Raw genomic sequence first — 25,014 nt, 5'->3', positions numbered from 1 at the left:
AGCGGGAAAAAATCTGGAAGCCCGCGGCGGCGGTCGGCTCACTTGCCGACCAGCTGCGTGAGCTTTTCCGCTTCGAAGCACTCCTCGCGCGCGGCGTCGCAGGGCATGCAGTCGCCCTTGTCGGGCGTGCTCGACGAGAGCTTCTCGATCGCTTCCCAGATCAGCGCGATCTGGTGCTCCTGCCCCTTGGCGCTGTCGATCAACCCGCGCATCGCCTGCGACAGCGGGTCGTCGTCCAGCGTGATGCCGTAGGCCGAGAACTTGCGATCGCTGCCCGTCACATCGGCGCTGGCGCCGGTCTTCGACGGGATGATGCGCGCCGGGATGCCGACGGCGGTCGCGCCCGCGGGCACCGGCTTGATGACCACCGCGTTGCTGCCGATCTTGGCGCCATCGCCCACCACGAAACCGCCCAGCACCTTGGCGCCGGCGCTCACGACCACGTCGCGGCCCAGCGTCGGATGCCGCTTGGTGCCCTTGTAGAGCGAGGTTCCGCCGAGCGTCACGCCTTGGTAGATGGTGCAGCCGTCACCGATCTCCGCCGTTTCGCCCACCACCACGCCCATCGCGTGGTCGAAGAACACGCGTTCGCCCAACTTGGCGCCCGGGTGGATCTCGATGCCGGTGATCCAGCGCGAGAACTGCGAGACGAAGCGACCGACCCACTTGAGCCCGTGCGTCCAGCACCAGTGCGCCGCGCGGTGCAGCACCACAGCATGGAAGCCGGGGTACAGGGTGATCACTTCCCAGCGTGTCCGGGCCGCGGGGTCGCGGTCGAGGATGCACTGGATGTCGGAACGCAGGCGCGAAAGCATGGATGTTGTCGTGATGAAGACAGCGGGCGCGCAGTCTAAGCGGCGCCGTCGGAGCGCGTCGGCGGCGGGGTCTTCGCGTCGGCCATGGCCTTGGCGATGCCGCGCAGGATGTGGATCTCTTCCGGTGTCGGCTGGGCGCGGTTGAACAGCTGCTGCAGACGCGGCATCAGCTTCTTGGGCGCCTCGGGGTCGAGGAAGCCGATCTGCACCAGCGAGCGTTCCCAGTGCGCCAGCATGCCGGCCACGGCCTGGGCGTCGGCCGCCTGCGTGGGCAGCACCGATTCGGTCACCGGAAAGCCGCCCAGCGCCAGCCGCCATTCGTAGGCGATCAGCTGGATGGCGGCCCCCAGGTTGAGCGAGCCGAAGTTCGGATCGGCCGGGATGCTCAGCGCCACGTTGCAGCGGTACACGTCCTCGTTGCGCATGCCGAAGCGCTCGGAGCCGAAGAGGAAGCCGACGTGCTGCGGCGGGTCGCTCTTCGCGAGCGGCTCGAGGTGCTCGCGCGGCGTGCGCGTCGGCGGGCCGAAGTCGCGCGGGATCATGGCGGTGGCGCACAGGTGCGTGACGCCGTCGAGGGCTTCATCGAGCGTGTCGACGATGCGGGCGTTGGCCAGCACGTCGAGGGCGCCGCTGGCCCGCTGGATGGTTTCTTCGCGCCGCAGCACGTTGGCCCAGCGCGGCGCGACCAGCACCAGGTCGTCGAAGCCCATGGTCTTCATGGCGCGCGCGGCGGCGCCGACGTTGCCGGCGTGGCTGGTCTGGATCAGGATGAAGCGGGTGCGCATGGGCGCGAATTGTCTCAGCCCGCCGAGCTCTCAGCCCGCCAAGGCGCTCGCCGGCTTCAACAACTGCAGCAACGCTGTGATCTTGGGCGACAACGCCCCACTCCGCCAGATCAGATCGGTCGAGGCGCGGTTCTCGCCGCGCGGCAGCGGGTGCAGGCTCAGGCGTTCACGGTCCGGAAAGGTGGCGAGCACGCCGCGCGGCACCAGTGAAATGCCCATGCCGACCACCACGCAGCCCAGCATGGCGTGGTAGGAGGTGATTTCGATGGTCTGCAGTGGCATGCCGTCCCGCCGCGCGTACCACGCCTCGAGCCGCGCGCGGTGCGGACATCCAGCTTCGAAAGCCACGATCGCCGGCGGCAGCAACTGGTGCGCCTTGCCGATGGGCGCATGCCCAGCCTGAGCGACGATGACGAGTTCTTCCGAGAACACGGGCACCCGCTCGAGGGGCCCGTCTGCGATCGGCCCGGTCACGAAAGCCGTGTCCATCCGCCCTGCCAACACGGCGGCAGCGAGCTGCTGCGGGTTGCCGGTCTTCAAAGTCAGCTTGACCTCGGGATAGCGCTTGACGAACTCGCTCAGCGGCCCCGGCAGGCGCACGGCGGCGGTGCTTTCCATGGCGCCCAGCACGAGGGGGCCGCGTGGTCGGTCGTCGCACACCGCTTCGCGCGCTTGCGCTGCCAGCGCCAGCAATTGCTGCGCATAGGGCAACAGTTGCCGGCCCGCCGGCGACAGGTGCAGCCGTTTGCCCTCGCGGATGAACAGGGCGACACCCAGCTTCTGTTCGAGCTGGCGAATGCGCGTGGTCACGTTGGATTGCACACGGTGCAAACGCTCGGCCGCCCGCGTCACGCTGCCGGCTTCGACCACCGCCTGGAATATCTGCAGGTCACCGAGATCCATGTTCTCATTTCAAGATGATTTGAATCTCGATTATTCATTTTTCAAAATGATGTGCCAGCGCTATCGTGCGTTTCTCTCTACCAATGAATGAAAGAAAGATCGACATGGCAAAGGGCTACTGGATCGTTCGGGTCTCGGTGCACAACGCGGCGGAATATCCTGCCTATCTCGCGGCGGCGCGGCCCGCCTTCGAGAGATTCGGCGCCCGCTTTCTGGTGCGTGGCGGCGCCTTCGAGTGCATGGAAGGCGTGGCGCGCGAGCGCAACGTGGTGGTCGAATTCGTCGATGTGGCGACCGCTAATGCGTGCTACCAAAGCGAGGAATACGGGCTTGCCAAGGCCATTCGGCAGCGCGTTGCCGACACCGATTTCGTGATCGTCGAAGGCGCTTGAACGGCCCGGATTCGACATCCCCGGGGCGCGGCCCGGCGGGTTATGGGAAAATAGGTCATCGTTCGCCGCCCGCATCGCCGGGCCGCATTTCCCGGGGCCCCGTGCCCTCGCCTGCTCTTCCCACAATTCATGTCGTCGCCCAACCTCCATCCCATGCTCAACGTGGCCGTCAAGGCCGCCCGCGCCGCCGGTGCCATCATCAACCGTGCCGCGCTCGACGTCGAAGCCGTTCGCATCTCGCAAAAGCAGGTGAACGATTTCGTCACGGAGGTCGACCACGCCAGCGAGCGCGTCATCATCGAGACGCTGCTCACCGCGTACCCGGGCCACGGCATCCTCGCGGAAGAATCCGGCACCGAGCACGGCGCCAAGGACTCCGACTACGTCTGGATCATCGATCCGCTCGACGGCACCACCAACTTCATCCACGGCTTCCCGGTCTACTGCGTGTCGATCGCGCTGGCGGTCAAGGGCAAGGTCGAGCAGGCGGTCATCTTCGACCCGAGCCGCAACGATCTGTTCACCGCCACCAAGGGCCGCGGCGCCTTCATGAACGAGCGGCGCATCCGCGTCTCCAAGCGCACCCAGCTCCACGAGTGCCTGATCTCCACCGGCTTCCCGTTCCGCACCGGCGACAACTTCAAGCAGTACCTGGCCATCATGTCTGACCTGATGCCCAAGATGGCCGGCCTGCGCCGCCCCGGCGCGGCGGCGCTCGACCTGGCTTACGTGGCCGCGGGCTTCACCGACGGCTTCTTCGAGACCGGTCTGAGCATCTGGGACGTGGCGGCCGGCTCGCTGCTGGTGACCGAGGCCGGCGGCCTGATCGGCAACTTCACCGGCGAGCCCGAGTTCCTCGACCAGCGCGAATGCCTGGCCGGCGCCCCGCGCATCTACGGCCAGCTGGTGCCGCTGCTGTCGCAGTACTCCAAGTTCGCCGGCCTCGACGCCAAGATGCGCGCGAGCGACCGCGCCCGCGCCGTGTCGGCCTCGATCGCGCCCAACGCCGATGCGTCGTCGGCCGACATCTACGCACGCAGCACCATCGCCGGCGACGAGGAGTCCGCGGCCGATGCGGCCCCGGCTCCGGCCGCCGCCCCCGCACCGCGCAAGCTGACCCGCATCCGCCGCGACCCGGCCGCCGACGGTGCCGCCGTCCCGCCCGCCGAGGGCGACGCCGCCAAGCGCTGATGCAGGCGCCGCGCGCCGCCGTCCAGCGCAGCAGGGCCGCCCTGCGCGTCGGGCTGAGCCACTACATCGCCAACGGCCTGTCGGTCGCGCTCGGCCTCTTTCTGATTTCCGCCAGCGTGCATGCCTGGCTCGGCGCCTTGGCGGCGGCTTCGGCGGCAGTCGGCGTGATCGTCACCGCCCCGCCCGACCTGCCCGGCCCGCGCCGTGGCAAGTTCTGGCAGATGCTGCCGGCGCCGCTCATCGGCCTGCCGCTGTTCTTCGCGGTGCAGATGCTGCACGCCGCCCCCATCCGCCTCGGGCTGCTGCTGGTGCCCGCCACCTTCCTCGCCTTCACCGCCATGGCCTGGGGCAAGCGCGGCATCCCGATCGCGATCGCGGTGATGTTCTCGATGATCTTCTCGATGGCCACGCCCAAGCCCGAGGGGCTGGACGAAGCGCTGCACCGCACGATGATCTTCGGGCTGGGCGCCGGGCTGTACGTGGTGTACGCGGTGCTCGCCAACCTGGCGCTCAACGGCCGCTACCGCGTGCAGGCGATGGCCGACGTGCTGCTGTCGCTGTCGGCGCTCATGCGCACCGAGGCGAGCCAGTTCAGTTCGCGCGACGAATCCGGCGACGTGCGCGAGACCCCTGCGCCGTTGCTCGGGCGCCTGCTGCGCGAACAGGCCGCGCTGGCCGACCAGCTGCAGGCCACGCGCGACATCGTGCTGGAGTCGCCGCGCACCGCCTACCGCCAGCGCCTGGCCGGCATGCTGGTGATCGTGCTGGAGATGCGCGACCAGTTGCTCGCCAGCGAACTCGACCTGGAAGCGCTGCAGGCCAACCCCGCGCACGCCCCGGCCCTGATGGCGATGCGCCGCGTGCTCGAAGCCCTGGCCGACGACACCGCTGCCCTGGCCGACGCGCTGCTGCTGGGGCGCACGCCCGAGCCGGTGCCCGACCGGCGCCCACAGCTCTCGGCGATCCATCTCGCGCCGGACGCCGCGCACGCGCACGGCGCGTCCGGCCCCACCGCCGCCATGCTCGCCCGTGGCCTGGCCAGCCGCATCGGCCACATCAATGACGAGGTGCTGCGCCTGGTGGCGATGGCGCGCGGCGACGTCGCGCCCGACCTGGCCGTGGTGCGCGCCAACTGGCAGATGTTCGTGAGCCCGACCGACTGGTCGTGGCGCCCGCTGCGCACACTGTGGCGCTGGGACGCCCCGCCGCTGCGCCATGCGATCCGCGCGTCGCTCGCCATCGGGACCGGCTACGGCATCGCGCTGCTGCTGCCCTGGGGCTCGCACGACTACTGGATCCTGCTGACCATCGTGGTGGTGCTGCGTGGGAGCCTCTCGCAGACGCTCGAGCGCCGCAACAGCCGCGTGGCCGGCACGCTGCTGGGCTGCGTCTTTGCGGTGGCGCTGCTGTCGACGCATCCTTCGGCGATGGGCATGCTGGTCGCGTCGGTGGTGGCGCAGGCCATCGCGCACGGCTTCGCGGTGCGGCGCTACCTGATCACCGCCGTGGCGGCGACGGTGCTGGGCCTGGTGCAGGCCCACATGCTCAATGTCGGCGCGACGCCCACCTTCGCACTGTTCGAGCGCGTGGCCGACACGCTGATCGGCGCGGCGCTGGCCTGGGCTTTCTGCTATGTGCTGCCGTCGTGGGAACGCAGCCAGATCCCGTCGCTGGTGGCGCGCACGCTGAAGGCCCAGGCGCAGCACGCGCGGCTCGCGCTCGGCCTCGGCCAGCTGCACGCGATCGACACCAGCCCCGAACTCGAATGGCGACTGGCCCGCAAGGAAGCCTTCGACAGCCTCTCGGCGCTGGTGCAGGCGACGCAGCGTTCGCTGTCCGAACCGCGTGCCGTGCGCCCGCCCATCGCGCCGCTCGAACACCTGCAGGCCCACAGCTATCAGCTGCTCGCGCAACTGAGCGCAGTCAAGTCGATGCTGGTGCTGCGGCGCGACCGGCTCACGCCGGCCGACATCGAAGGCCCGCTCGCGCGCACCGCCGCGCGCATCGAGGCGACGATCGGCAGCGCCCCGATCGCCGGCAGCGACCTGCCCGAGAGCCCACCCGCCACGGCCCTGGCCGGGCCGATCCCCCTGCCGGACCCGTTCGACAACGACGTGAGCCCCTGGCTGCTTCGTCGGCTCGACCTCGCCACGGCCATCTCCAGCCAGCTGCGCGACGATGCGGCACGCATCCTGCAGGCGCTCAACGACCCCGACGCCAATCTCCCTGAAAGGACCCCCTGAACGATGACCAAAGACATGCTGCTCGGCCACCCGTGGTTCCCGCCTTTCGTCTCCGCACTGATCGCCGTCTTCCTCGCGCTGCTGCTGCACCGCGTGGCCAGCCTGGTGCTCCAGCGGGTGACACGCCACATGCCGGTGCTGCATGCCCTGCTCGTCAACATCAAGGGGCCGGCGCAGGCGCTGCTGCCGCTGCTCGCCCTGCAGGCGGTGTGGCAGGCCGCGCCTGACGACCTGCGCTTCATCGCCAGCGTCCGGCATGTCAATGGCCTGCTGCTGATCGCCATGGCGACCTGGGTGCTGGTGCGCGCGGTCAACGGCTTCGCCGACGGCCTGATCGCCAAGCACCCCTACGACGCGGCCGACAACCTGCAGGCGCGCCGCGTGCTCACCCAGACCCGCGTGCTGGCGCGCTCCGCCAACAGCGTGCTGCTGGTGGCCGGTGCCGCGATGATGTTGATGACCTTCCCGGGCGCGCGCCAGGTCGGCGCCAGCCTGCTGGCCTCGGCCGGCGTCATCGGCATCGTGGCCGGCCTGGCCGCCAAACCGGTCTTCAGCAACCTGATCGCCGGCCTGCAGATCGCGCTGGCGCAGCCGATCCGCATCGACGACGTGCTGGTGGTCGAGGGCGAATGGGGCCGCGTGGAAGAGATCACCGGGACCTTCGTCGTGCTCAAGATCTGGGACGACCGCCGGCTGATCCTGCCGCTGAGCTACTTCATCGAGAAGCCGTTCCAGAACTGGACGCGCACCGGCTCGCAGCTGCTGGGTTCGGTCTTCATCTACGCCGACTACGGCATGCCGCTCGCGCCCTTGCGCGAAGAGGTCGAACGCCTGGTGAAGGCCGCGCCGCAATGGGACGGCCGCTTCTTCAACCTGCAGGTGACCGACGCCACCGAGCGCAGCATGCAGCTGCGCGTGCTGTGCACCGCCGCCTCGTCCTCGCTGGCCTTCGACCTGCGCTGCGCGGTGCGTGAAGGCGTGATCGACTACATGCAGCGCGAGTACCCGCAGTTCCTGCCGCGCCTGCGCGTGGAGGACGGCGACGCGCAGACGCGTCCAAAGGCCGCGCCGCCGGACGGGATGCCGCAAGCCGCCTGATCAGGCCGCGTGGTGGCCTGCACGTTCGACGTGGGTCCGTGAGGGGCGTTGCGACACCGCCGATGCATCCAGTGCCCCGAGCTTCTCGACCACCAGGTCGATGAAGGCCGACACGGCCAGCGGCAGATGCCGTCGGCTCGGGTACAGCACGTTCAGGCCGTAGCCCTTGCATCGATAGTGCGGCAGCACCGGCACGAGCCGGCCCGCCTCAAGGTCGAAGGTGGTGATCGTGTGCGGCAGCAGGGCGATCCCAAGTCCGGCCACCGTCGCCTTGCGCAGCGCCTGCGCGGTGTTGCCGCTGAAGCGGGCGGCCACCTGGACCTCTTCGTCGACACCGTCGGGCCCCGTCAAGCGCCATGTCGCATGCCCGCTGGGATGGGCAAAGCTCACGCAGTCATGGTTCTTGAGGTCCTGCAGCGTGTCGGGTGAACCGCGGGCAGCGAGGTACGCCGGGCTGGCCACCAGCACGTCGCTGCCGTCGCGCAGGACCTGACGTCCGACGTAACCCGAGTCCCGCAGCACGCCACCGCGGAACGCGACGTCAATCCGCTCGGCAATCAGGTCGGCCCGCGCGTCGCTGAGCACGAAGTCCAGGCGAACCCGCGGATGGGCGGCCAGGAAGCCGGTCACCCATTCCATCCGGAAGAAGTCGAAGAAATCGGCGGGCGCCGCGACACGCACCAGGCCGCTGGGCTCGTGGTGGCCGGTCATCAATTCCTGGCCCGCGTCGATCAACCCGTCCACCGCATTCGCGCAGCGTTCCTGGAAGGCCTCGCCCGCGCTGGTGAGCGTGAGCTTGCGGGTGGAGCGCTGCAGCAGCCGCGTGCCGAGCTGCGCCTCCAGCGCCTGGACGCGCCGGCTCACCGTGTTGGACGGCACGCCAAGCCGTCGCGCGGCCTCCGCAAAGCTGCCACTGCGCACGACCTGCACAAAAAGGGCGATGTCGTTCAAGTCCACCATGCCGCGCAGATTACTTTGAAAAACGGATGAGTTCAATCCAATTACACCGTCTAGTCAGTCAATGGTGGCGATCCTATTCTTCGTCCATCGGCCGCAGAGGGCCTTCATTCACCGAACAAGAGATCGCGCCATGACCATCGCCACCCGCATCGAAACGCGTGCCATCGTCCACCGAACCCGCGGCGATGCCCACGGGCCGATCACCCGGCTCATGAGCCCGGGCGACCTCGGCGAATTCCTCAAGCCCTTCGTGTTTCTGGACCTGGTCCGCTCCACGGCGCTGACGGGACAGAACTTCGGCATGCATCCCCATTCGGGCATCGCCACGCTGACCTTCCTGCGCGAAGGCGACGTGAACTACGAAGACACGACGGGTCAGAAGGGCGTACTGCCCGCCGGCGGCGTGGAGTGGATGCGCGCGGGCAACGGCGTGTGGCACACCGGCGCGCCGATCGCGGGCTCGCCCATGCTGGGCTTCCAGCTCTGGGTGGCCCTGCCCGCGTCGGAGGAAAACGCACCCGCGCAGAGCCTCTACCTGGCGCCGGCCGACATCCCCCGGGAAGGTCCTGCACGCGTGCTGCTCGGACGCTACGGCGCAGCGAAAAGCCCGGTGCCGGCACCTGCGGACATGAACTACCTCGCCGTCCACCTGAAAGACGGCGAGCGGTGGACTTACGCGACCCCCAAAGGGCACACGGTGGCCTGGCTGGCGGTCGACACGGGTCGACTCGCCGCGGGCGGCATGGTGGCCGCGGGTGAACTCGCCGTGTTCGAAGACTCGGCGCAGTCCATCGACTTCGTGGCCCACGGCGACACGTCCTTCGTGCTGGGCTCGGCGGTGAAGCATCCGCACGACCTGGTCATGGGCCGCTACTCGGTGCACACGAGCGAGGCAGCGCTCGAACAGGGCGAACAGGAGATCCGGCGCATCGGCGCCGAGCTTCGCAACGGCAGGCGACTGCCTGGCACTCGCCAGACGAACTGAACGCAGTTCGACGCTCGATCGATCCAGTCACCAGTCACCAGTCACCAGTCACCAGTCACCAGTCACCAGAAAGCATCCATGACCTCTACCCATCTCGCCCCCTTGTTCGCCCCCACGCACCTCGGTCCGCTGCCCTTGAAAAACCACCTGGTGATGGCGCCGATGACGCGCAGCCGCGCCGGTGAAGGCGACGTTGCCACGTCGATGACGGCCGAGTACTACCGCCAGCGCGCTGGCGCCGGTCTCATCATTTCGGAAGGCTCGCAGGTCTCGGCACAGGCGAAGGGCTACCCGAGAACGCCCGGCATCTTCACCCCGGCCCAGGTCGCCGGCTGGAAGCGCGTGACCGATGCGGTCCATGCGGAGGGCGGACGCATCTTCCTGCAACTCTGGCACGTCGGCCGGCTGTCGCATTCGTCGGTCCAGGCCAGCGGCGCGTTGCCCGTGGCACCGTCTGCGATCAAGGCGGATGGCGAGCTCTACACCCCCACGGGGCTCCAGCCCTACGAGACACCGAGGGCGCTGACGCTGGCCGAGATTCCAGTCGTGGTCGCCGACTTTCGCCAAGGCGCCGAAAACGCCAAGGCGGCCGGCTTCGATGGCGTGGAGCTCCACGGCGCGAATGGCTACCTGATCGATCAGTTCCTGCGCGACAGCACCAATGTCCGGAACGACGCCTACGGCGGATCGGTGCAAAACCGCATCCGCTTCCTCCAGGACCTGGTCGAAGCGGTGACGCCGGTTTTCGGGGCGGACCGTGTCGGCGTCCGTCTGTCGCCCCTCTTTGATGGTTTCGCCAAGAAAGACAGCGATCCGCAGGCGACCTACGGCCACGCGGCCGAGATGCTCGGGACCTATGGGCTGGCGTACCTGCATGTCATGCAACTGGGCACGGGCTCGTTCGACTTCATCGAACTGAAGCGCCGCTTCGGCGGAAAGTACATCGCCAACGGCGGCTACGACGCCGAGCGCGCCGCCGCGGCACTTCGTTCGGGTTCGGCCGATCTGGTCGCATTCGGCACGCCGTTCCTGGCCAATCCGGACCTGGTCGAGCGGCTCAGGAACGGCGCGGCGTTGAATGCGGCCGATCCCTCGACCTTCTACCAGGGCGAAGCGCGCGGCTACACCGACTATCCCACCCTTCACGGCACCATCGCCGCGCCGCAAGAAGGCTGAGCCCATCGACCGGCAGCGCGGCCGATTCCCGCTGCCCCGCGGCATCAACTGCCGACGCTCTGCCGTTTCTGCTCCCGCTCCGCCAGCAGATCCACAAAGGCGCGAACCTTCGCCGGGCGATAGCGCGCCGCTGGAAACACGGCATGGATGCCACCGGAAGGCAACTGCCAGCGCGGCAGGACTTCGATGAGCCGCCCGGCGGCGAGGTCCGCTGCGACCGCATAGTCCGGGAGCACCGACAGCCCCGCGCCTTGGCACACGGCCTCGCGGACGGCCAGCGTGGCGTCCAGAAAGATGGAGGCCTGCACATGCACCACCTGGGTGTGACCCTCGCCCGACGAGAAGGTCCACCGCAAGTGATCGCGCAAGGCGGTGTTGGCCACGAAGGGCAAAGGGGCGATGTCTGCCGGGCTGTCGAGCTTTGCAAGCTGCCCTGCCATGGACGATGACGCGACGAGCAACTGGCGGAAGGCGCCGATCTTTCGCGCCTGCTCGCTCGTCTCGGTCAGCCATCCGACACGGATGGCCATCTCGATGTTGCCGGACATCAGATCCAGCGTCTGGTCGCTGAGCACGGCATCGACCTTGCACGCGGGATAGCGCTTGGTGAACGCGGCGATGGCTGGCACCACGACACCGACGCCGTAGTCGAAAGGCGCCGTGAGCCGCAGCGTGCCCGATGGCTCCGCCGACCGCTCGGCCAGACCATCGAACGCATGCTCCGCCTCGCGCAGGATCACGGCGCACCGCTCGTAGAAGGCCCGGCCCACTTCCGTGGCCTGCACCTTGCGCGTGGTGCGCACCAAGAGGGAGGTGCGGAACTCGCGCTCGAGTCGAGCGACCTGTTGGCTCACCACCGCCTTGGTGATGCCCAGGCGCTCCGCGGCGGCGGTGAACGACCCGGTTTCCACGACGGCAACGAAGTAGGCCAGGCGCCGGAGGTTGCCCAGGCCATCGGGGCCATTTTCGCCTTGATTGTTTGTTTTAAGCACACAGTGTGTTTATCACGTATGTATTTAAGAATCAATGCGCGCTGCCTACGATGCACCTGGCAACGAAAGACAAAGCTCATGGACATCACCTTGCACTACCTGTTCGACCCGCTGTGTGGCTGGTGCTACGGCGCCACACCCGCCCTCTCGGCGTTGGCCGACGAGCCGGGCATCGCCGTCGAACTGCGGCCCACCGGCCTGTTTTCCGGCGCGGGTGCGCGGGCGATGGACGATGGCTTCGCGGCCTTCGCATGGACCAACGACCAGCGCATCGAACAGCTGACCGGGCAGCGTTTCACCGAACGCTATCGCCAGCAGGTTCTCGGCGATCGCCAGCAGTCTTTCGACAGCAGCCCCGCCATGTTGGCGCTGACCGCGGTGTCCTTGACCGACCCGGCCCGGGAACTCGAAACCCTCCAAGCCATTCAGCACGCGCGCTACGTGGACGGCAAGGACGTGACCTCGCTGACGACGCTGGCCGAGCTGTTGGAAGGGCTGCGGCTCGCGCAGCCGGCCGCGCGTCTGGCGCAACCAGACTCAGAGCTTCTCGCCGCTGATCGAGCCCGCGTGGGCCGGGGCCAGGCACTGATGCGGGAGTTCGGCGCCCGCGGCGTGCCGACCTTGATCGCGGAATCCGGCGCGAAGCGCTGGCAGGTGGATGCCAGTGCCGCTTACGCCGATCCACGCGCATTGATCAGCCAGCTGCAACGCGCCTGAACTCCTTCTTACTTTCCCAAAGGAAAACACCATGACAACACGCAGAGACCTGATTCAAACTTTTGCCGCCGCGGGTGTCGCGACGGCCTTCTTAGGAGTGAAAACCGCCATGGCTGCATCGACCCTGACCCTCAAGCATTTCCCCGCCGGCGAACACGGGTTCTTCCGTGCCCCGGTCCTGATTTCCGGCGCGCGCGAGGCCGTGCTGGTCGACGGCGGCTTCACGCTGCCGGACGGCAAGGCGCTCGCCGAAGCGATCAAGGCCAGCGGCAAGACGCTGACCACCATCTACATCAGCCAGAGCGACCCCGACTACTACTTCAGCCTGGGCCCGATCAAGGCGGCGTTTCCCGCAGCGCGCGTCATCGCGGCATCGGCCACCATCGCCGCCATCAAGAGCAGCGTCGAGAAGAAGCTGGCCACCTGGGGCCCCCAGCTCAAGGACAACGGCCCGCAGACCCTGTCGGACATCGTGATGCCGCAAGCCTTCGATGGCGCCTCGATCGCGCTGGAAGGCCAGTCCATCGACATCGTTGATGCGGACGGCCTCGCCAACCGCCGTTACCTCTGGGTGAAGTCGCTCGACGCCATCGTTGGCGGCGTGCTGGTGTTTTCCGGCACCCACGTCTGGACGGCCGACACGGCGGGTATCGAGGGTCGCACCGCCTGGATCAAGACGCTCGATGCCATGGCGGCCCGCAAGCCGGCCGTGGTGATCCCGGGCCACATGGCACCCACGGCTGCGATCGACGTCTCGGCGATCCGCTACACCCGCGACTACCTCGTGGCGTTCGAGGAAGAGCTGGCCAAGGCCGCCGACAGCGCCGCCCTGATCGCGGCCATGACCCAACGCTATCCGACCGCCGGCATGGGCGTCGCGCTGCAGATCGGCGCCAAGGTCGCCAAGGGCGAGATGAAGTGGGGTTGATGCGATGACCACCCACCTGGACATCATCCGCGCGACCTACGAAGGCCCGTCGGAAGAGAACGGCAAGCACCTGCTCGCCGCCCTGGCCCCCGAGGCCACCTGGACCGAAGCGGCGGGCTTCCCCTACGCCGGCACCTACACCGGCCCCGCGGCAATCTTCGACGGGGTCTTTCGCCGGCTGGCCACCGAGTGGGTGGGCTACAAGGCCGAGGTCCACACCTACCTGGCCGACGGCGATCGGGTCGCGGCCTTCGGCGTGTATTCGGGCACCTACGCCAAGACTGGCAAATCGATGCGCGCGACCTTCGCGCATCTCTACCGGCTCGAAGACGGCAAGATCCTGAGCATGGAACAGTACGTCGACAGCGCGATGGTTCAGCAGGCCCTGACGGCGACCTGAGCACCCTATGTCCACATCGAAACTGCTCTGTGCCGCCGCGATCGCGTTCACGCTCTGGTCGCCGGCATTCGCCCAGACCCCCGTGAGTGCGAACCCCGACCAGGCATCGCTGCTGGTCAGCAGCGACCCGGCGCTTGTCGCCAACAAGCGCCTCGTCTACGACTTCTGGCGCGAAGTCTTCGAGTCCGGACAGGTGGCCTCGGTCGACAAGTACGTCGCCGAGTCCTACATCCAGCACAACCCGAACGTCCCCAACGGCAGGGCCGCTCTGGTCGGCTTCATCTCGCGACGACACCCTGCGCCCCTGCCGGTGGAAGAACGCGTGAAGGCCCCCCTGGTGTCCATCGCGGCCGAGCGCGATCTCGTGATTCTGAGCTTCGTGCGCGAGTACCCCGATCCGAAGGACGCTTCGCGAAAGTACACGACCACCTGGTTCGACATGTTCCGCATCGAGAACGGCAAGATCGCCGAGCATTGGGATTCCGCCCTGCGCCAGTGACACCGCGTGTCTCGGTGACGGGACGCCGAGCCGCCTCTTGCGCCGGCGACGGTTGACTTAGACTCTATTTAGATATATCGTTATCAAATACGATACAACGAAATAGATGCCATGCACCCTTCTCATCACCACCACCACCATGCCCACGGCCATCACCACGCCTGCATCCGCCGCGGCGAGCACGACGACGGCCTGGGCGGCGGCCGTGGCCACCGCGGCGACGGCGACGGCCCGCGCGGCGGCCGCATCTTCGGCCACGGCGGCCTGCGCTTCGTGCTGCTGCAGCTGATCGCCGACAAGCCCAGCCACGGCTACGAACTGATCAAGTCCATCGAGGACCGCCTCGGCGGCGCCTACAGCCCGAGCCCGGGCACGGTCTACCCGACGCTCACGCTGATGGAAGAACAGGGCTACCTGAGCGTGGAGGAAGCCGATGCCGGCGGCCGCAAGCGCTACCGCATCACCGACGCCGGCAGCACCTTCCTCGAAGAGAACCGCAGTACCGCCGACGCCATGCTGGCGCGCATGCAGGGCGGCGTCGATGGTGCCGGCCCACGAGGCGGCCGGCCGCCGCAGGTCACGCGCGCCATCGAGAACCTCAAGCTGGCCATGCGCATGCGGCTGTCGCGCGAAGCGCTGACGCCCGAGCAAGCGAACGCCTTCGCGGCCGTGCTCGACCACGCGGCCCAACAACTCGAACAGATCTAGCATGAACGACACCACCCTCCTCCCCGACCGCACGCCGCAGCGCGTGCGCCACACGCTGCGCTTTCGCGAACTCGCGGTGCAGGCGGTGCAACGCGTCACGCCGCATCTGCTGCGCATCACGCTCGGCGGCGACGCGCTCGAAGGCTTCACCAGCCCCGGCTTCGACGACCATGTGAAGCTCTTCTTCCCCGACGAAGCCAGCGGCGCGCTGACGCTGCCCACCGCCGGCCCCGACGGCCCGATCTGGCCCGAAGGCCGCAAGCCGACGATGCGCGACTACACCCCGCGCCGCTTCGACGCCGCCGCCCGGACGCTGGAGATCGATTTCGCCCTGCACGAGGCCGGCCCCGCCACGCGCTGGGCCGAACAGGCCGCCGTCGGCCAGCGCCTGGGCGTCGGCGGGCCGCGCGGCTCTTTCATCGTGCCGACCGCGTTCGACTGGCATCTGCTGATCGGCGACGACACCGCATTGCCCGCGATCTCTCGGCGCCTGACCGAGCTGCCGAAGGGCGCGCGCGCCGTCGTGCTGGCCGAGGTCGACAGTGCCGCCGACCACGTCGACCTGCCGACCGCGGCCGATGTCGACATCACCTGGGTGCATCGCAACGAAGCCCGCGCAGCCACCGGCACGCCGCCGCTGCTGGCCGCGTTGCACGCCGCCCGCCTGCCGACGGGCGCCTTCCACGCATGGATCGGCTGCGAATCGGCGCATGCCAAGGCGCTGCGCGCGCACCTCATCGACGAATGCCGTGCCCACCCGAAGTGGATCCGCGCGTCGGGCTACTGGCGCGCGGGCACGGCCGCCACGCACGACTCGCACGACGAATAGCCCGCCGTCAGGCGGCCTGCGCCAAGGCCCACGCGACGTGCTCGCGCACCAGCACGCTCGGGTGCTCGCGTCGCGCCGCGAGCGCCACGCTCCCCTCGCCCTGCCCGGCCCGCACGGCATTGCCCAAGGCCACGGCGATGTTGCGCAGCCAGCGCTCGTGGCCGATGCGGCGGATCGGGCTGCCTTCGGTGTGGCGCAGGAACTCGTCCTCGGTCCAGGCGAACAGTTCGGCAAGCTGCCGGCCGGTGAGCCCGTCGCGCGCATCGAAATCGGGCAGCGCGCTCTTCTTCGCGAACTTGTTCCAGGGGCAGATCAGCTGGCAGTCATCGCAGCCGTAGATGCGGTTGCCGATCAGCGGGCGCAGCTCAATCGGGATGGCGCCCGGGTGCTCGATCGTCAGGTACGAGATGCAGCGCCGCGCATCGAGCCGCTGCGGCGCGACGATGGCCCGCGTCGGGCAGACGTCGATGCACGCGCTGCAGCTGCCGCAATGCGGCGTGACCGGTGCGCTTTCGGGCAGCGCCATGTCGAGGTAGATCTCGCCCAGGAAGAACATCGAGCCGGCGTCGCGGTCCAGCACCAGCGTGTGCTTGCCGCGCCAGCCCTGGCCGCTGCGCGAAGCCAGTTCGGCCTCCATCACCGGCGCCGAATCGGTGAAGGCGCGGTGGCCGATCGGACCGACTTCTTCGGCGATGCGCTCGGCCAGTTTGGCGAGCCGGCTGCGCAGCACCTTGTGGTAGTCGCGGCCCCGCGCATAGAGCGACACGATCGCCTCGCCGGGCCGCGTCAGACGATCGAATTCGACCGCCTGCCAGTCGTTGGAGGTGGCACGCGGCAGGTAGTCCATGCGCGCGGTGATCACCGACACGGTGCCCGGCACCAGCTCGGCCGGCCGGGCGCGGCGGGTGCCGTGGGCCGCCATGTAGTGCATCTCGCCATGGAAGCCCTCGGCCAGCCACTGCATCAGGCCGGCCTCGGCGCTCGACAGATCGATGCCCGCGATGCCGATCCGGGAAAAGCCAAGTTCCCGGGCCCAGGCCTGAATCCGATGAACGAGGGGAGGGTTGCCGATCACCGGCCGATTGTAGGAATCGGCGCAGACGCCTCGGTCAGATCCTGGAGCCGACGCGCGTCGAGCACGACCAGCGCCCGACCATCCTTCAGCACCACGCCGGACCGCGCCAGGATGCCGAGTTCGCGCGTGACCTGCTCGCGCGCCGTGCTGATCTGGTTCGCCAGTTCGAGGTGCGTGGGCAGCGGGTCGATTCGCGCGCGGTTGTCGACCACGCCCGCGGCCTGGGCCAGGCGCAGCAGCGCCGCGTGCAAGCGCTGCGGCACGCCCACGGTGCTGAGGTCGATCACCCGTTCGGACAGTTCGCGCACCCGCGCGGCCAGGCCGCGCATCACGCGAAGGGCCACGGCCGGCTCCTCGCGCAACAAGGCCAGGAAGCCTTCCGGGTCGAGCACCGCGACCACGCAGGGGCTAAGCGTCACGACGTCCGCGCTGCGCGGCTTGCCGTCGATGGCCGCGATGTCGCCGAAGTACTCGCCTTCGGTCGAATCCCGAAAGGTGACCTGCCGACCGTTGGTGGCGTAGGTCGTGACACGCAAGCGCCCGGCGACCAGGAAGTGCACGTCGCTGAGCGCTTCGGATCGCACCAGCAACGACTTTCCGGCCGGCACGTTCTGCCACCGGCAGCGCTGCGCGAGCGCATCGAGGCGGGCCGGCGACAGGCCTTCGAGCAGCGCGATGCGACGCAGGGCCAGGCTGGAGCGACCGGCCGTCATCGCACATCGCCTCGGCCCGACCTGCCGAAAGCTGTGAGCAGGCTCACATCCCTTTCGGCCGCCGACCGGCACAGTGACATCCGTGACGGCAGCGATTCCCGCTCACCGCACGAACCACCGGAGTCAACATCATGAACACCAAGCAAATTCTCAGCATCTCTGCCCTGGCGCTGGTCGCGCCGGTCTTCGCGCAGACCGTCCCGGCCGAAGCATGGGTGGGCGCACCGCTGCAGGCCGTGAGCGCGGCCAGCCGCGACGACGTGACCGCCGAATTCATCGCCGCGCGCGCCGAAACGTCGGCGCCACAGGAACTGCGGGTCGGGCCCGCGTCGACGCCCACCGGCGCAGTGACCCGCGCCGAGGTCGCGGCCGACCTGAACCTCTGGATCCGCTCGGGCATGGCCCAGGTGGCGGGTCAGGAGAACTTCGACCCGAACGCGCCGGCCTTCCGCGCGCAGCTGGCGGTCTTCGAGCAGATGCGCAATGGTCCGGCCTTCGTGGCCGAGGTGCAGCGCATCCGTCACGGGGGCCTGGACGTGATCACCAGCGCGCAGCTGGAAGACGGCGCGGTGGCCCGCTGACCGCCGGATGTGGCTGGCCGTCATGGGAACATGCGGCCAGCACGTCTGTCGACGGCCGGCGTGGCAGCTGCCGGCTTCAGTCGCCATCGTTCGCATCTCCGGACCCCACACCCAACACGCGCGCCGCGCGCACCTTCCGGTGGAAGCCCTTCAGGTCGAGTTCACCGGCATCCTCGATGCGCCACCGCACACCCCCCGCGTCTTTCTCCTGCGCCTCCTGCACCGCGGCCCGGACCCGCGGCGAGATGAGGATTTCCCCGCCCGCCGCCTCGCCGCACAGGCGCGCGGCCAGGTTCGTCACGGTGCCGATCGCACCGTAGTCGATGCGGCCGTCGAAGCCGATGCCGCCGAGCGTCGCGAACCCCTGCGCGATGCCGATGCCCATGTGCAGGTCGTAGCCGCGGCGGCGCCACTGGGTGCTGAGCACGGCCATCGCGCGCTGCATCTCGATGGCCATGCGCACCGCCCGCTCCGGCGCATCGGGCAGGGGCTGCGGATCGTTGAAGAAGATCATCATGCCGTCGCCCGAAAAGCGCTCCAGCGTTCCCTCGTGCACCAGCACCAGCCGGCCCATGGCCGCGTGGTACTGGCCCAGCACCCCCATCACCTCCTCGGGGTCGGAGGTCTCGGTGAAGGCCGTGAAGCCGCGCAGGTCGAGGAAGACCACGGTGATCTCGCACCGGTGACTGCGCAGCGGATCGTCGGCGCCGCCCGCGAGAATCGCTTCGGCCAGTGCCGGCGAGAAGAAGCGCTTGAGCCGGCCGACGCGTTCGAGCTGACGCACGCCCTCCTCCACGCGCTGTTCCAGCGTGCGGTTCCAGGCCTGCAGTTCGAGGCGCTGCCGCTGGACCTCGTCGTAGAGCGACTTGACCCGCAACAGCGAACGCACGCGGGCCATCAGCTCGGCCTGGTGGATCGGCTTGCTCAGGAAATCGTCCGCGCCCGCCTCCAGGCCCTTGACCCGCTCCTGCTCCGGATCGAGCGCGGTCACCAGCACCACGGGCAACACGGCGCAGGACGGGTCGGCCCGGATGGCGCGGCACACCTCGTAGCCGTTCATGCCGGGCATCATCACGTCGAGCAGCACCAGGTCCGGCGGGTCCGCCGCGATGCAGCGCAAGGCCTCCTCGCCGGAGTCCGCGGTGCGCGTGCGGAATCCGCGCGCCTGCAGGATGCCGGCCAGCAGCCGGACGTTGCGGTCGACGTCGTCCACGATCAGAATCGCCGCCGCGCTCACGTCGCAATCTCCGAACCCTGCAAGGGCAAGGTGAAACGAAAGGTCGAGCCCTCGCCCGGCTGGCTGGTCAGGCTCAGGCGGCCGCCATGCAGTTCGACGAAGCGGCGCGACAGCGGCAGGCCCAGGCCCGTGCCCTGCGCCTTGCGCCCCAGGTCGCCGCCGGCCTGACGGAATTCCTCGAAGACGATGGTCTGGTCCTCCGGCGCGATGCCCACGCCTGTGTCGGACACGCTCAGTTCGGCGATCGGCTGTGCGTCGACATCGGCGCGGCGGGCGCACAGCCGGATGCTGCCGCCCGGCGGCGTGAACTTCAACGCGTTCGACAGCAGGTTGATCACCACCTGCTTGACCTTGCGCGCGTCCGCGATCCACTCCTCCAGCCCCGGCCCGACTTCGACCGACAGCGAGAGCCCGGCGCGCTGCGCGCGTTCGCGCACCAGCGTGAGCGCATCGTCCAGCAGCAGGCCGAGGTTGAAGCAGCTCAGGTCCAGCTCCATGCGGCCCGCCTCGATCTTCGAGAGGTCGAGCACGTCGTTGATCAGCGAGAGCAGGTGGCGACCGGACGAATGGATGTCGCGCAGGTACTCGAGCTGCCGCTCGTTGATGTCGCCGAACATGCCCTCGCTCAGCACCTCGGAGAAGCCGATGATGGCATTGAGCGGCGTGCGCAATTCGTGGGTCATGTTCGCGAGAAAGGCCGACTTGTGGCGGTTGGCGACTTCGAGCTGCCGGCTCTTTTCTTCGATCTCCCGGAACATGCGCGCGTTCTGGATGGCGATCACCGCCTGATCGGCAAAGGTCTCGACCAGGCGAACCTGCGCCGCCGAGAAGCCCCCCGGTGCGTCGCGCAGGACGGCGATCACGCCGACGGCCGTGCCTTCGCGCAGCATCGGCACGGCCAGCGTCGAACGGACGCCTTCGACGTGCAGCGTGTGCGCCTCGCGAAACGCACGCGCGACCAGGGCCGTGCCGTCGAAGTCAAGCAACGGTGGCGGGTCGACGTCGTCGTGGTGGCCCGCATGGCCGGCCGCGGCGCGCAGGCCGTCGTCCTCCGGCAGCCAGATCCGGCAGCCCTGCGCGCGGCAAAGCGTCAGCAGCCGCTGCGTCACGGCCTGCAGCACCGGCTGCAGATCGGTCGGCGATCGGCTCAGCACGCGCAGGATCTCGGCCGTGGCCGTCTGGAACTCGAGCGATGCGCTGAGTTCGGCGGTGCGCACCGCCACCTTGCGTTCGAGCTCGCCATACGACTCGCGCAGCTGGGCCGACATGCGGTTGAACTGGGCGGCCAGTCCCTCGAGCTCGTCACCCGTGTTCACGACGATCTGCTGGTCGAGCTCGCCTTCGCCGATGCGCCGCGCGCCCCGCGCCAGCGTGCGGATCGGCTGCACCATGCGCTGGGCCAGCAGCGACGCGGCCAGCGCCGAGACCACGAGGCCCGCGAGCAGCAGCAGCACCGCCCGGAGGATCGAGGCATCGAGCTTGGCGTACACCTCCGAGATCGGTTGCTCCACGAAGACCCGCCAGCCCAGCGGCTGGATCAACGCGGTCGAGGTCAGGACGGCCGCACCCTGCAGGTCCTGCGAGACCATGGCCTCGTCGTGCGAGGCACCGCCCTTGGCCGCAGCGCCCACATGCGGCAGTGCGGCCACGCTGGTCTTTCGCAGCACCAGCCCGATGTCGGGATGCGCCACCAGCAGACCGTCGCGGTCGACGACATAGGCCTTGCCGTTCTGGCCCACCTGGATGCGCGACACCACGTCCCAGATGAACTTGAGGTTCAGCTGCGCGATCGTCACGCCCCCCTGGTCGCCGCCGGCGCGGATGGCGACCGTCATGTAGGGCTCGGTGTCGCGGTTGAAGTAGACCGGACCGAACCAGGGCGCGTCGGCCACGGCCTCGCGGAAGCCGGGCTCCGCGGAGCGATCGATGGCCGAGGCCATGGCGTCCAGCCCCAGCCGCGACACCGCGATCTGCTCGCGGCCGCGGCGGTCGAGTTGCGCGATGTCGGTCACCTCGGGCGCCTGCCGCAAGAGCCGCCAGAACTCCGTGCGGCGTGCCTCCAGGTCGGACGCATCGAGCTGCGCCAGCGAGGCGTAGCTCAGCTGCTGGGTGATCTGCTGGACGTACTGCTCGATGCGCGATGCGGCGCCGATGGCCTTCTCCTTTTCCAGGCTGGCCAGCGCGGACTTGTTCTCCTGGTAGGAAAAATAGAGCCCGATGGCGCTCGAGACGCCCAGCACCATCGTCACCAGGAACAGCATCAGCAGCAGGTAGCGGCGAAACAGGCGGCCACGATGGATCTCGCGCGTGGCGGGCGACCACAGCCACAGGCGCTTCACACCCGATAGCGACGCGCGCGCGTCCGGCAGCGGATGGGGCGAGGAATCCGGGAGAGACATCACGCCCGTGATTGGACCCGCCGTGCCGCGCGATGGGAAGCCGGTGCGGGTAGGCCGCATGGCCGATGCGCCTAGCGCGACGGTGGTGTTCCCCGGCGCATCGGGCGGCGCAGAATGGCATTGAGATGGCCTTCCCAATCCCGCTCGGCAGAACGACGCGCCGGTGGCTCTGCGTGGTGCTGGGGGCGCTCGTGCCCTTGTGGGCCGAGGGGGCGCAAGCGCAGCAGGCGCGGCGCATCCCGCGCATCGGCTACCTGGCCGCCGTCTCCGCCAGCGCCGATGCGCCGCGCCTGTCCGCCTTCCGCAAGGGACTGAGCGACCTGGGCTATGTCGAAGGCCAGAGCATCTTGATCGAGTACCGCCACGAAAGCGGCGACCTGCAGCGTCTGCCGGCGCTGGCGGCCGAGCTGCTCCGCCAGGACATCGACGTGCTGGTGGCAGTCACGTCCAACGCCGCGCAGGCGGCGCAGCGCACCACCACGACGACGCCGATCGTCTTCATGGGCGTGACCGATCCGATCGCCATCGGCCTGGCGAAGAGCCTCGCGCACCCGGGCGGCAACAGCACCGGCATCACCAACGTGGCGGCCATCCTTAGCGGCAAGCGGCTCGAGCTGCTCAAGGAAGTGCTGCCCCAGGTCACGCGCATCGCCGTGATGTGGGACCCGCAGGCGCCCGGTTCCATTCCGCAGTGGGACGCCAGCCAGGACCCGGCGCGCACGCTGGGGCTGACGCTGGTGTCGATGCCGACCAGCCAGGCGTCGGACTATGCGGCGGCCTTCGCCGAGGCGGTGCGGTCCAGGAGCGGCGCGGTCTGGGTCACGCTCAACCCGGTGGCAAACTCCAACCAGAAGCTCATCGCCGACCTGGCGCTGTCGCGCGGCCTTCCCACCATCTGCGCGCGTGGCGACTACGCCGAGAACGGTTGCATGATGGCCTACGGCCCCGGCTACGGCACCGAGGGCAAGGACGGCGCGCGCTATGTCGACCGCATCCTCAAGGGCGCGCGCCCGGCCGACCTGCCGATCGAGCAGCCGACCAAGTTCGAGCTGCTGATCAACCTGAAGACGGTCAAGCAGCTGGGCCTGACCATTCCGCGCTCCGTGCTGAACCGCGCGGACAAGGTCATCCACTGAAGCGACGAGTTCATGCCGCCATGGCCATGGCGACGCGCGGCACGGCATGGGCCAACGGCGCCAGCGCGCGCTGAATGCGCTGCATCTGCGATGCGTTCACCAGGCTGGCGAGCAGCTTCTGGAAGCGGGGCTCGCCCGCCCCCGAGACGATGTACTGCCAGCGATACGCCTTGAGCAGCACGGCACGAACGTCCGCAGCACGTTCGTCGTCATCGTCCCTGCCGCAGGCGTGCAGGAAGTACGCCGCGTCGCATCGGGCTTGCGCCTGCAGGATGCCGTCGACGCCGGCGATGAGTGCGAGCAGGTCGTCCACGGCCTGGTCGCGCTCGGCGTCCGAAGCGAGCTTCGCGTCCTCGCGGACCCACTCGAGCTCGTCGATGATCGCGTGCTGCGATTCCTCCTTCCAGTGGTACAGGAAGACATCCTTGAAGAGCGGCGACAGCCCCTCGGCGCCCTCGATGCTGGCGCGGTAGTGGGCCTGGGAGAAGAGCTCGATGTGGCAGGTCAGCGCCAGCACCGCCCAGGTGCTTTTGCCCAGCACGAAACCGGCGACGTCGTTGGGTGCGATGTCGAACCGATAGCCGGCCGGCATCCGCGCCGCCACCAGCCCCTCGATGCGTCGGAACAGCGCCTGGTGCTTCAGTTCCTCGTCGGTGAAGCGGACGATGGCCTCGAGCGCGGTCTGGTCGCCCAGCCAGTGGTCGCGGCTCACCTCCAGCATCTTGGCGCCGATGAAGCGCTCGACGAGCCCGAACATGTGGGCGTAGGTCCGTCCCTGCACCTGGCTCATGAACCGCTTCTCGCGCGCGTCCAGCCAGGGCAACTCATCGACCAGCGAGAGCCCTTCAGGAAGAAAGCGGTCGGCAAGATGGAATTCGCGCCCGCGGATGACGTCGCGGTCGATGTCCCAGCGCACGCGCTTGGACGCCTCGATCGTCCTCGCGTAGCGCTGCGTGTCGGTGAAAGCGGGGGTGGGTGACATGGCGGCTCCTCTCGGGTGATGCGTCGGATCGACGTGGTTGCATCATTCGAGAACCGCGCCCGCGGCGCATGGGGGCGATGTCCCGCGCACGCCCGTGCGGCCCGTGAAAGCGCGCCGTCCGTGGGCCGTCTGTCCCATCTGCCGACAACCACGGCAGGTCCGCGCCGGGATAATGGCCGCATGCAGTTCCGCCAGACGCTCCGCTTCTGCACGGCGAAGGACGGCACGCGGATCGCGGTCGCATCGGTCGGGTCCGGTCCGCCGCTGGTTCGCGCCGCGCATTGGCTCAGCCATGTCGAGCACGACCAGGCCAGCCCCGTGTGGCGCCCCTGGCTGGCCGAACTGGCACGCCATCACACCTACATCCGCTACGACCAGCGCGGCTGCGGCCTGTCCGACCGCGAGGTGTCCGACCTGTCGCTCGATGCCTGGGTGGGCGACCTGGAAGCGGTGGTCGACAGCCTCAAGCTGCGGCGCTTCCCGCTCATCGGCATGTCGCAGGGGGGCGCCGTGGCCGTCACGTACGCGCTGCGCCATCCCGACCGGGTGTCGCACCTGGTGCTGGTGGGCGCCTATGCACGCGGGGCGCTGGTGCGCGCCACGGGCGACAAGGACCGGCTCGAGGCCCAGACGCTGGTGAACCTGATCCGGCTGGGCTGGGGACGCGACAACCCGGCCTTCCGGCAGGTGTTCACCAACCTCTTCATTCCGGGCGGCACGCCGGCGCAGCACCAGTGGTGGAACGAGCTCGAGCGACTGACGTCGAGCGCGGACAACGCCGCGCGCACGCTCGAGGCGTTCCACCGCGTGGACGTGTCCGACCTGGCGTATCGCCTGCAGGTGCCCACGCTGGTCCTGCATGCGCGGGGCGATGCCCGGGTCCCGTTCGACGAAGGCCGCCAGCTGGCCGCACTGATTCCGGGCGCGCGCTTCGTTCCGCTGGACAGCGACAACCATGTGCTGCTCGACAGCGAGCCTGCGTGGCCGCACTTCCTGGCGGAAGTGGCCGACTTCCTGCAGGTGGCGGCGATGCCCGCGGCCGACGCCGCCGCCAGCGACGCCGGGTTGACACCGGCCGAGCGCGATGTCCTGCGCCTGGTGGTGGCGGGGCTCGACAATTCGGCCATCGCGCGCCAGCTCCACAAGCGCGAGAAGACCGTGCGCAACCAGGTCTCCAGCATCTTCGACAAGCTCGGCGTGCGCACCCGGGCCGAAGCCATCGTCCAGGTACGCGACCGCGATGCCGCCTGACGCCGTGCTGCTAAGCTTT

The 25,014-nt window shown here is 68.9% G+C and carries 25 protein-coding genes; 15 read left to right on the top strand and 10 right to left on the bottom strand.

The window, feature by feature from the left end; genetic code table 11:
• Positions 1–38: 38 nt before the first annotated feature.
• From cysE to ACSFA2_RS14285, 3 genes are read right to left on the bottom strand one after another with little or no spacing between them, the layout of a single operon-like run.
• Positions 39–815: a serine O-acetyltransferase gene (cysE, locus tag ACSFA2_RS14295; protein WP_435455976.1), complete on the bottom strand. Its 777-nt coding sequence runs from the start codon at positions 813–815 to the stop codon at positions 39–41.
• Between the two features lie 35 nt (positions 816–850).
• On the bottom strand, positions 851–1,600 hold the full coding sequence (locus tag ACSFA2_RS14290; protein ID WP_435455975.1) for an RNA methyltransferase: 750 nt from the start codon (positions 1,598–1,600) through the stop codon (positions 851–853).
• Between the two features lie 30 nt (positions 1,601–1,630).
• Positions 1,631–2,503, bottom strand: a complete 873-nt coding sequence (locus ACSFA2_RS14285) for a LysR family transcriptional regulator (RefSeq protein WP_435455974.1) — start codon at positions 2,501–2,503, stop codon at positions 1,631–1,633.
• Positions 2,504–2,607: 104 nt separating this feature from the next.
• Here ACSFA2_RS14285 and ACSFA2_RS14280 point away from each other — a divergent pair, with 104 nt between their 5' ends.
• The 4 genes from ACSFA2_RS14280 (at position 2,608) to ACSFA2_RS14265 (ending at position 7,427) form a co-directional block, all read left to right on the top strand.
• A complete protein-coding gene (locus tag ACSFA2_RS14280) occupies positions 2,608–2,895 on the top strand; it encodes a DUF1330 domain-containing protein (protein WP_435455973.1) in 288 nt (95 codons plus the stop codon).
• A gap of 129 nt (positions 2,896–3,024) precedes the next feature.
• Positions 3,025–4,086: an inositol monophosphatase family protein gene (locus ACSFA2_RS14275; protein ID WP_435455972.1), complete on the top strand. Its 1,062-nt coding sequence runs from the start codon at positions 3,025–3,027 to the stop codon at positions 4,084–4,086.
• Positions 4,086–6,329 (top strand): FUSC family protein, encoded by a 2,244-nt coding sequence (locus ACSFA2_RS14270; RefSeq protein WP_435455971.1) that lies wholly within the window; start codon positions 4,086–4,088, stop codon positions 6,327–6,329. Before ACSFA2_RS14275 ends, ACSFA2_RS14270 begins: the two co-directional genes overlap by 1 nt.
• A gap of 3 nt (positions 6,330–6,332) precedes the next feature.
• A complete protein-coding gene (locus ACSFA2_RS14265; protein ID WP_435455970.1) occupies positions 6,333–7,427 on the top strand; it encodes a mechanosensitive ion channel family protein in 1,095 nt (364 codons plus the stop codon).
• On the opposite strand, the gene ACSFA2_RS14260 is transcribed toward ACSFA2_RS14265, so the two are convergent.
• Positions 7,428–8,387 carry a LysR family transcriptional regulator gene (locus ACSFA2_RS14260; RefSeq protein ID WP_435455969.1) on the bottom strand — a complete coding sequence of 320 codons (960 nt, stop codon included), beginning with the start codon at positions 8,385–8,387 and terminating at the stop codon, positions 7,428–7,430.
• A 130-nt stretch (positions 8,388–8,517) separates the two neighbouring features.
• Here ACSFA2_RS14260 and ACSFA2_RS14255 point away from each other — a divergent pair, with 130 nt between their 5' ends.
• Both ACSFA2_RS14255 and ACSFA2_RS14250 read left to right on the top strand, forming a co-directional pair.
• The gene (locus tag ACSFA2_RS14255; RefSeq protein ID WP_435455968.1) at positions 8,518–9,372 is read left to right on the top strand and encodes a pirin family protein; all 855 of its coding nucleotides are present in this window, start codon (positions 8,518–8,520) and stop codon (positions 9,370–9,372) included.
• Positions 9,373–9,450: 78 nt separating this feature from the next.
• Positions 9,451–10,548, top strand: a complete 1,098-nt coding sequence (locus ACSFA2_RS14250; protein ID WP_435455967.1) for an alkene reductase — start codon at positions 9,451–9,453, stop codon at positions 10,546–10,548.
• 44 nt (positions 10,549–10,592) lie between these two features.
• Here the strand turns inward: ACSFA2_RS14250 and ACSFA2_RS14245 are convergent, their stop codons facing one another.
• A complete protein-coding gene (locus tag ACSFA2_RS14245; protein WP_435455966.1) occupies positions 10,593–11,540 on the bottom strand; it encodes a LysR family transcriptional regulator in 948 nt (315 codons plus the stop codon).
• Positions 11,541–11,618: 78 nt separating this feature from the next.
• Between ACSFA2_RS14245 and ACSFA2_RS14240 the strand changes: the two genes are divergently transcribed.
• From ACSFA2_RS14240 to ACSFA2_RS14215, 6 genes are all read left to right on the top strand, one after another.
• Positions 11,619–12,257, top strand: a complete 639-nt coding sequence (locus tag ACSFA2_RS14240) for a DsbA family protein (protein ID WP_435455965.1) — start codon at positions 11,619–11,621, stop codon at positions 12,255–12,257.
• 31 nt (positions 12,258–12,288) lie between these two features.
• Positions 12,289–13,185, top strand: coding sequence for an MBL fold metallo-hydrolase (locus tag ACSFA2_RS14235; RefSeq protein WP_435455964.1), 897 nt, complete (start codon positions 12,289–12,291; stop codon positions 13,183–13,185).
• Between the two features lie 4 nt (positions 13,186–13,189).
• Positions 13,190–13,585 carry a nuclear transport factor 2 family protein gene (locus tag ACSFA2_RS14230; RefSeq protein ID WP_435455963.1) on the top strand — a complete coding sequence of 132 codons (396 nt, stop codon included), beginning with the start codon at positions 13,190–13,192 and terminating at the stop codon, positions 13,583–13,585.
• A 7-nt stretch (positions 13,586–13,592) separates the two neighbouring features.
• A complete protein-coding gene (locus ACSFA2_RS14225; protein WP_435455962.1) occupies positions 13,593–14,084 on the top strand; it encodes a nuclear transport factor 2 family protein in 492 nt (163 codons plus the stop codon).
• 111 nt (positions 14,085–14,195) lie between these two features.
• Positions 14,196–14,792, top strand: coding sequence for a PadR family transcriptional regulator (locus ACSFA2_RS14220; protein ID WP_435455961.1), 597 nt, complete (start codon positions 14,196–14,198; stop codon positions 14,790–14,792).
• Position 14,793: 1 nt separating this feature from the next.
• Positions 14,794–15,621 (top strand): siderophore-interacting protein, encoded by an 828-nt coding sequence (locus ACSFA2_RS14215; RefSeq protein WP_435455960.1) that lies wholly within the window; start codon positions 14,794–14,796, stop codon positions 15,619–15,621.
• A 7-nt stretch (positions 15,622–15,628) separates the two neighbouring features.
• On the opposite strand, the gene queG is transcribed toward ACSFA2_RS14215, so the two are convergent.
• Entirely contained in the window at positions 15,629–16,696 is a 1,068-nt protein-coding gene (queG, locus tag ACSFA2_RS14210; protein WP_435455959.1) for a tRNA epoxyqueuosine(34) reductase QueG, read from the bottom strand.
• Positions 16,693–17,409, bottom strand: a complete 717-nt coding sequence (locus ACSFA2_RS14205) for a Crp/Fnr family transcriptional regulator (protein ID WP_435455958.1) — start codon at positions 17,407–17,409, stop codon at positions 16,693–16,695. Before ACSFA2_RS14205 ends, queG begins: the two co-directional genes overlap by 4 nt.
• 131 nt (positions 17,410–17,540) lie before the next feature.
• On the opposite strand from ACSFA2_RS14205, the gene ACSFA2_RS14200 reads away from it, so the two are divergent.
• A complete protein-coding gene (locus ACSFA2_RS14200; RefSeq protein ID WP_435455957.1) occupies positions 17,541–17,990 on the top strand; it encodes a hypothetical protein in 450 nt (149 codons plus the stop codon).
• Positions 17,991–18,066: 76 nt separating this feature from the next.
• Here ACSFA2_RS14200 and ACSFA2_RS14195 read toward each other — a convergent pair whose 3' ends face one another.
• Together ACSFA2_RS14195 and ACSFA2_RS14190 are read right to left on the bottom strand one after the other, a co-directional pair.
• The gene (locus ACSFA2_RS14195; protein ID WP_435455956.1) at positions 18,067–19,227 is read right to left on the bottom strand and encodes an adenylate/guanylate cyclase domain-containing protein; all 1,161 of its coding nucleotides are present in this window, start codon (positions 19,225–19,227) and stop codon (positions 18,067–18,069) included.
• Positions 19,224–21,626: a sensor histidine kinase gene (locus ACSFA2_RS14190; protein ID WP_435455955.1), complete on the bottom strand. Its 2,403-nt coding sequence runs from the start codon at positions 21,624–21,626 to the stop codon at positions 19,224–19,226. Before ACSFA2_RS14190 ends, ACSFA2_RS14195 begins: the two co-directional genes overlap by 4 nt.
• 125 nt (positions 21,627–21,751) lie before the next feature.
• Between ACSFA2_RS14190 and ACSFA2_RS14185 the strand changes: the two genes are divergently transcribed.
• Positions 21,752–22,762 (top strand): ABC transporter substrate-binding protein, encoded by a 1,011-nt coding sequence (locus tag ACSFA2_RS14185; RefSeq protein ID WP_435455954.1) that lies wholly within the window; start codon positions 21,752–21,754, stop codon positions 22,760–22,762.
• Between the two features lie 10 nt (positions 22,763–22,772).
• Here ACSFA2_RS14185 and ACSFA2_RS14180 read toward each other — a convergent pair whose 3' ends face one another.
• Positions 22,773–23,744 (bottom strand): hypothetical protein, encoded by a 972-nt coding sequence (locus ACSFA2_RS14180; RefSeq protein ID WP_435455953.1) that lies wholly within the window; start codon positions 23,742–23,744, stop codon positions 22,773–22,775.
• Between the two features lie 180 nt (positions 23,745–23,924).
• Between ACSFA2_RS14180 and ACSFA2_RS14175 the strand changes: the two genes are divergently transcribed.
• Entirely contained in the window at positions 23,925–24,995 is a 1,071-nt protein-coding gene (locus tag ACSFA2_RS14175; protein WP_435455952.1) for an alpha/beta fold hydrolase, read from the top strand.
• Positions 24,996–25,014: the final 19 nt, after the last annotated feature.

It is taken from the genome of Variovorax cryoconiti (assembly GCF_051216395.1).
Lineage (GTDB): Bacteria > Pseudomonadota > Gammaproteobacteria > Burkholderiales > Burkholderiaceae_C > Variovorax.
The sequence above is the reverse complement of the archived record's forward strand: the minus strand, read 5'-3'. Positions and strand labels throughout refer to the sequence as shown.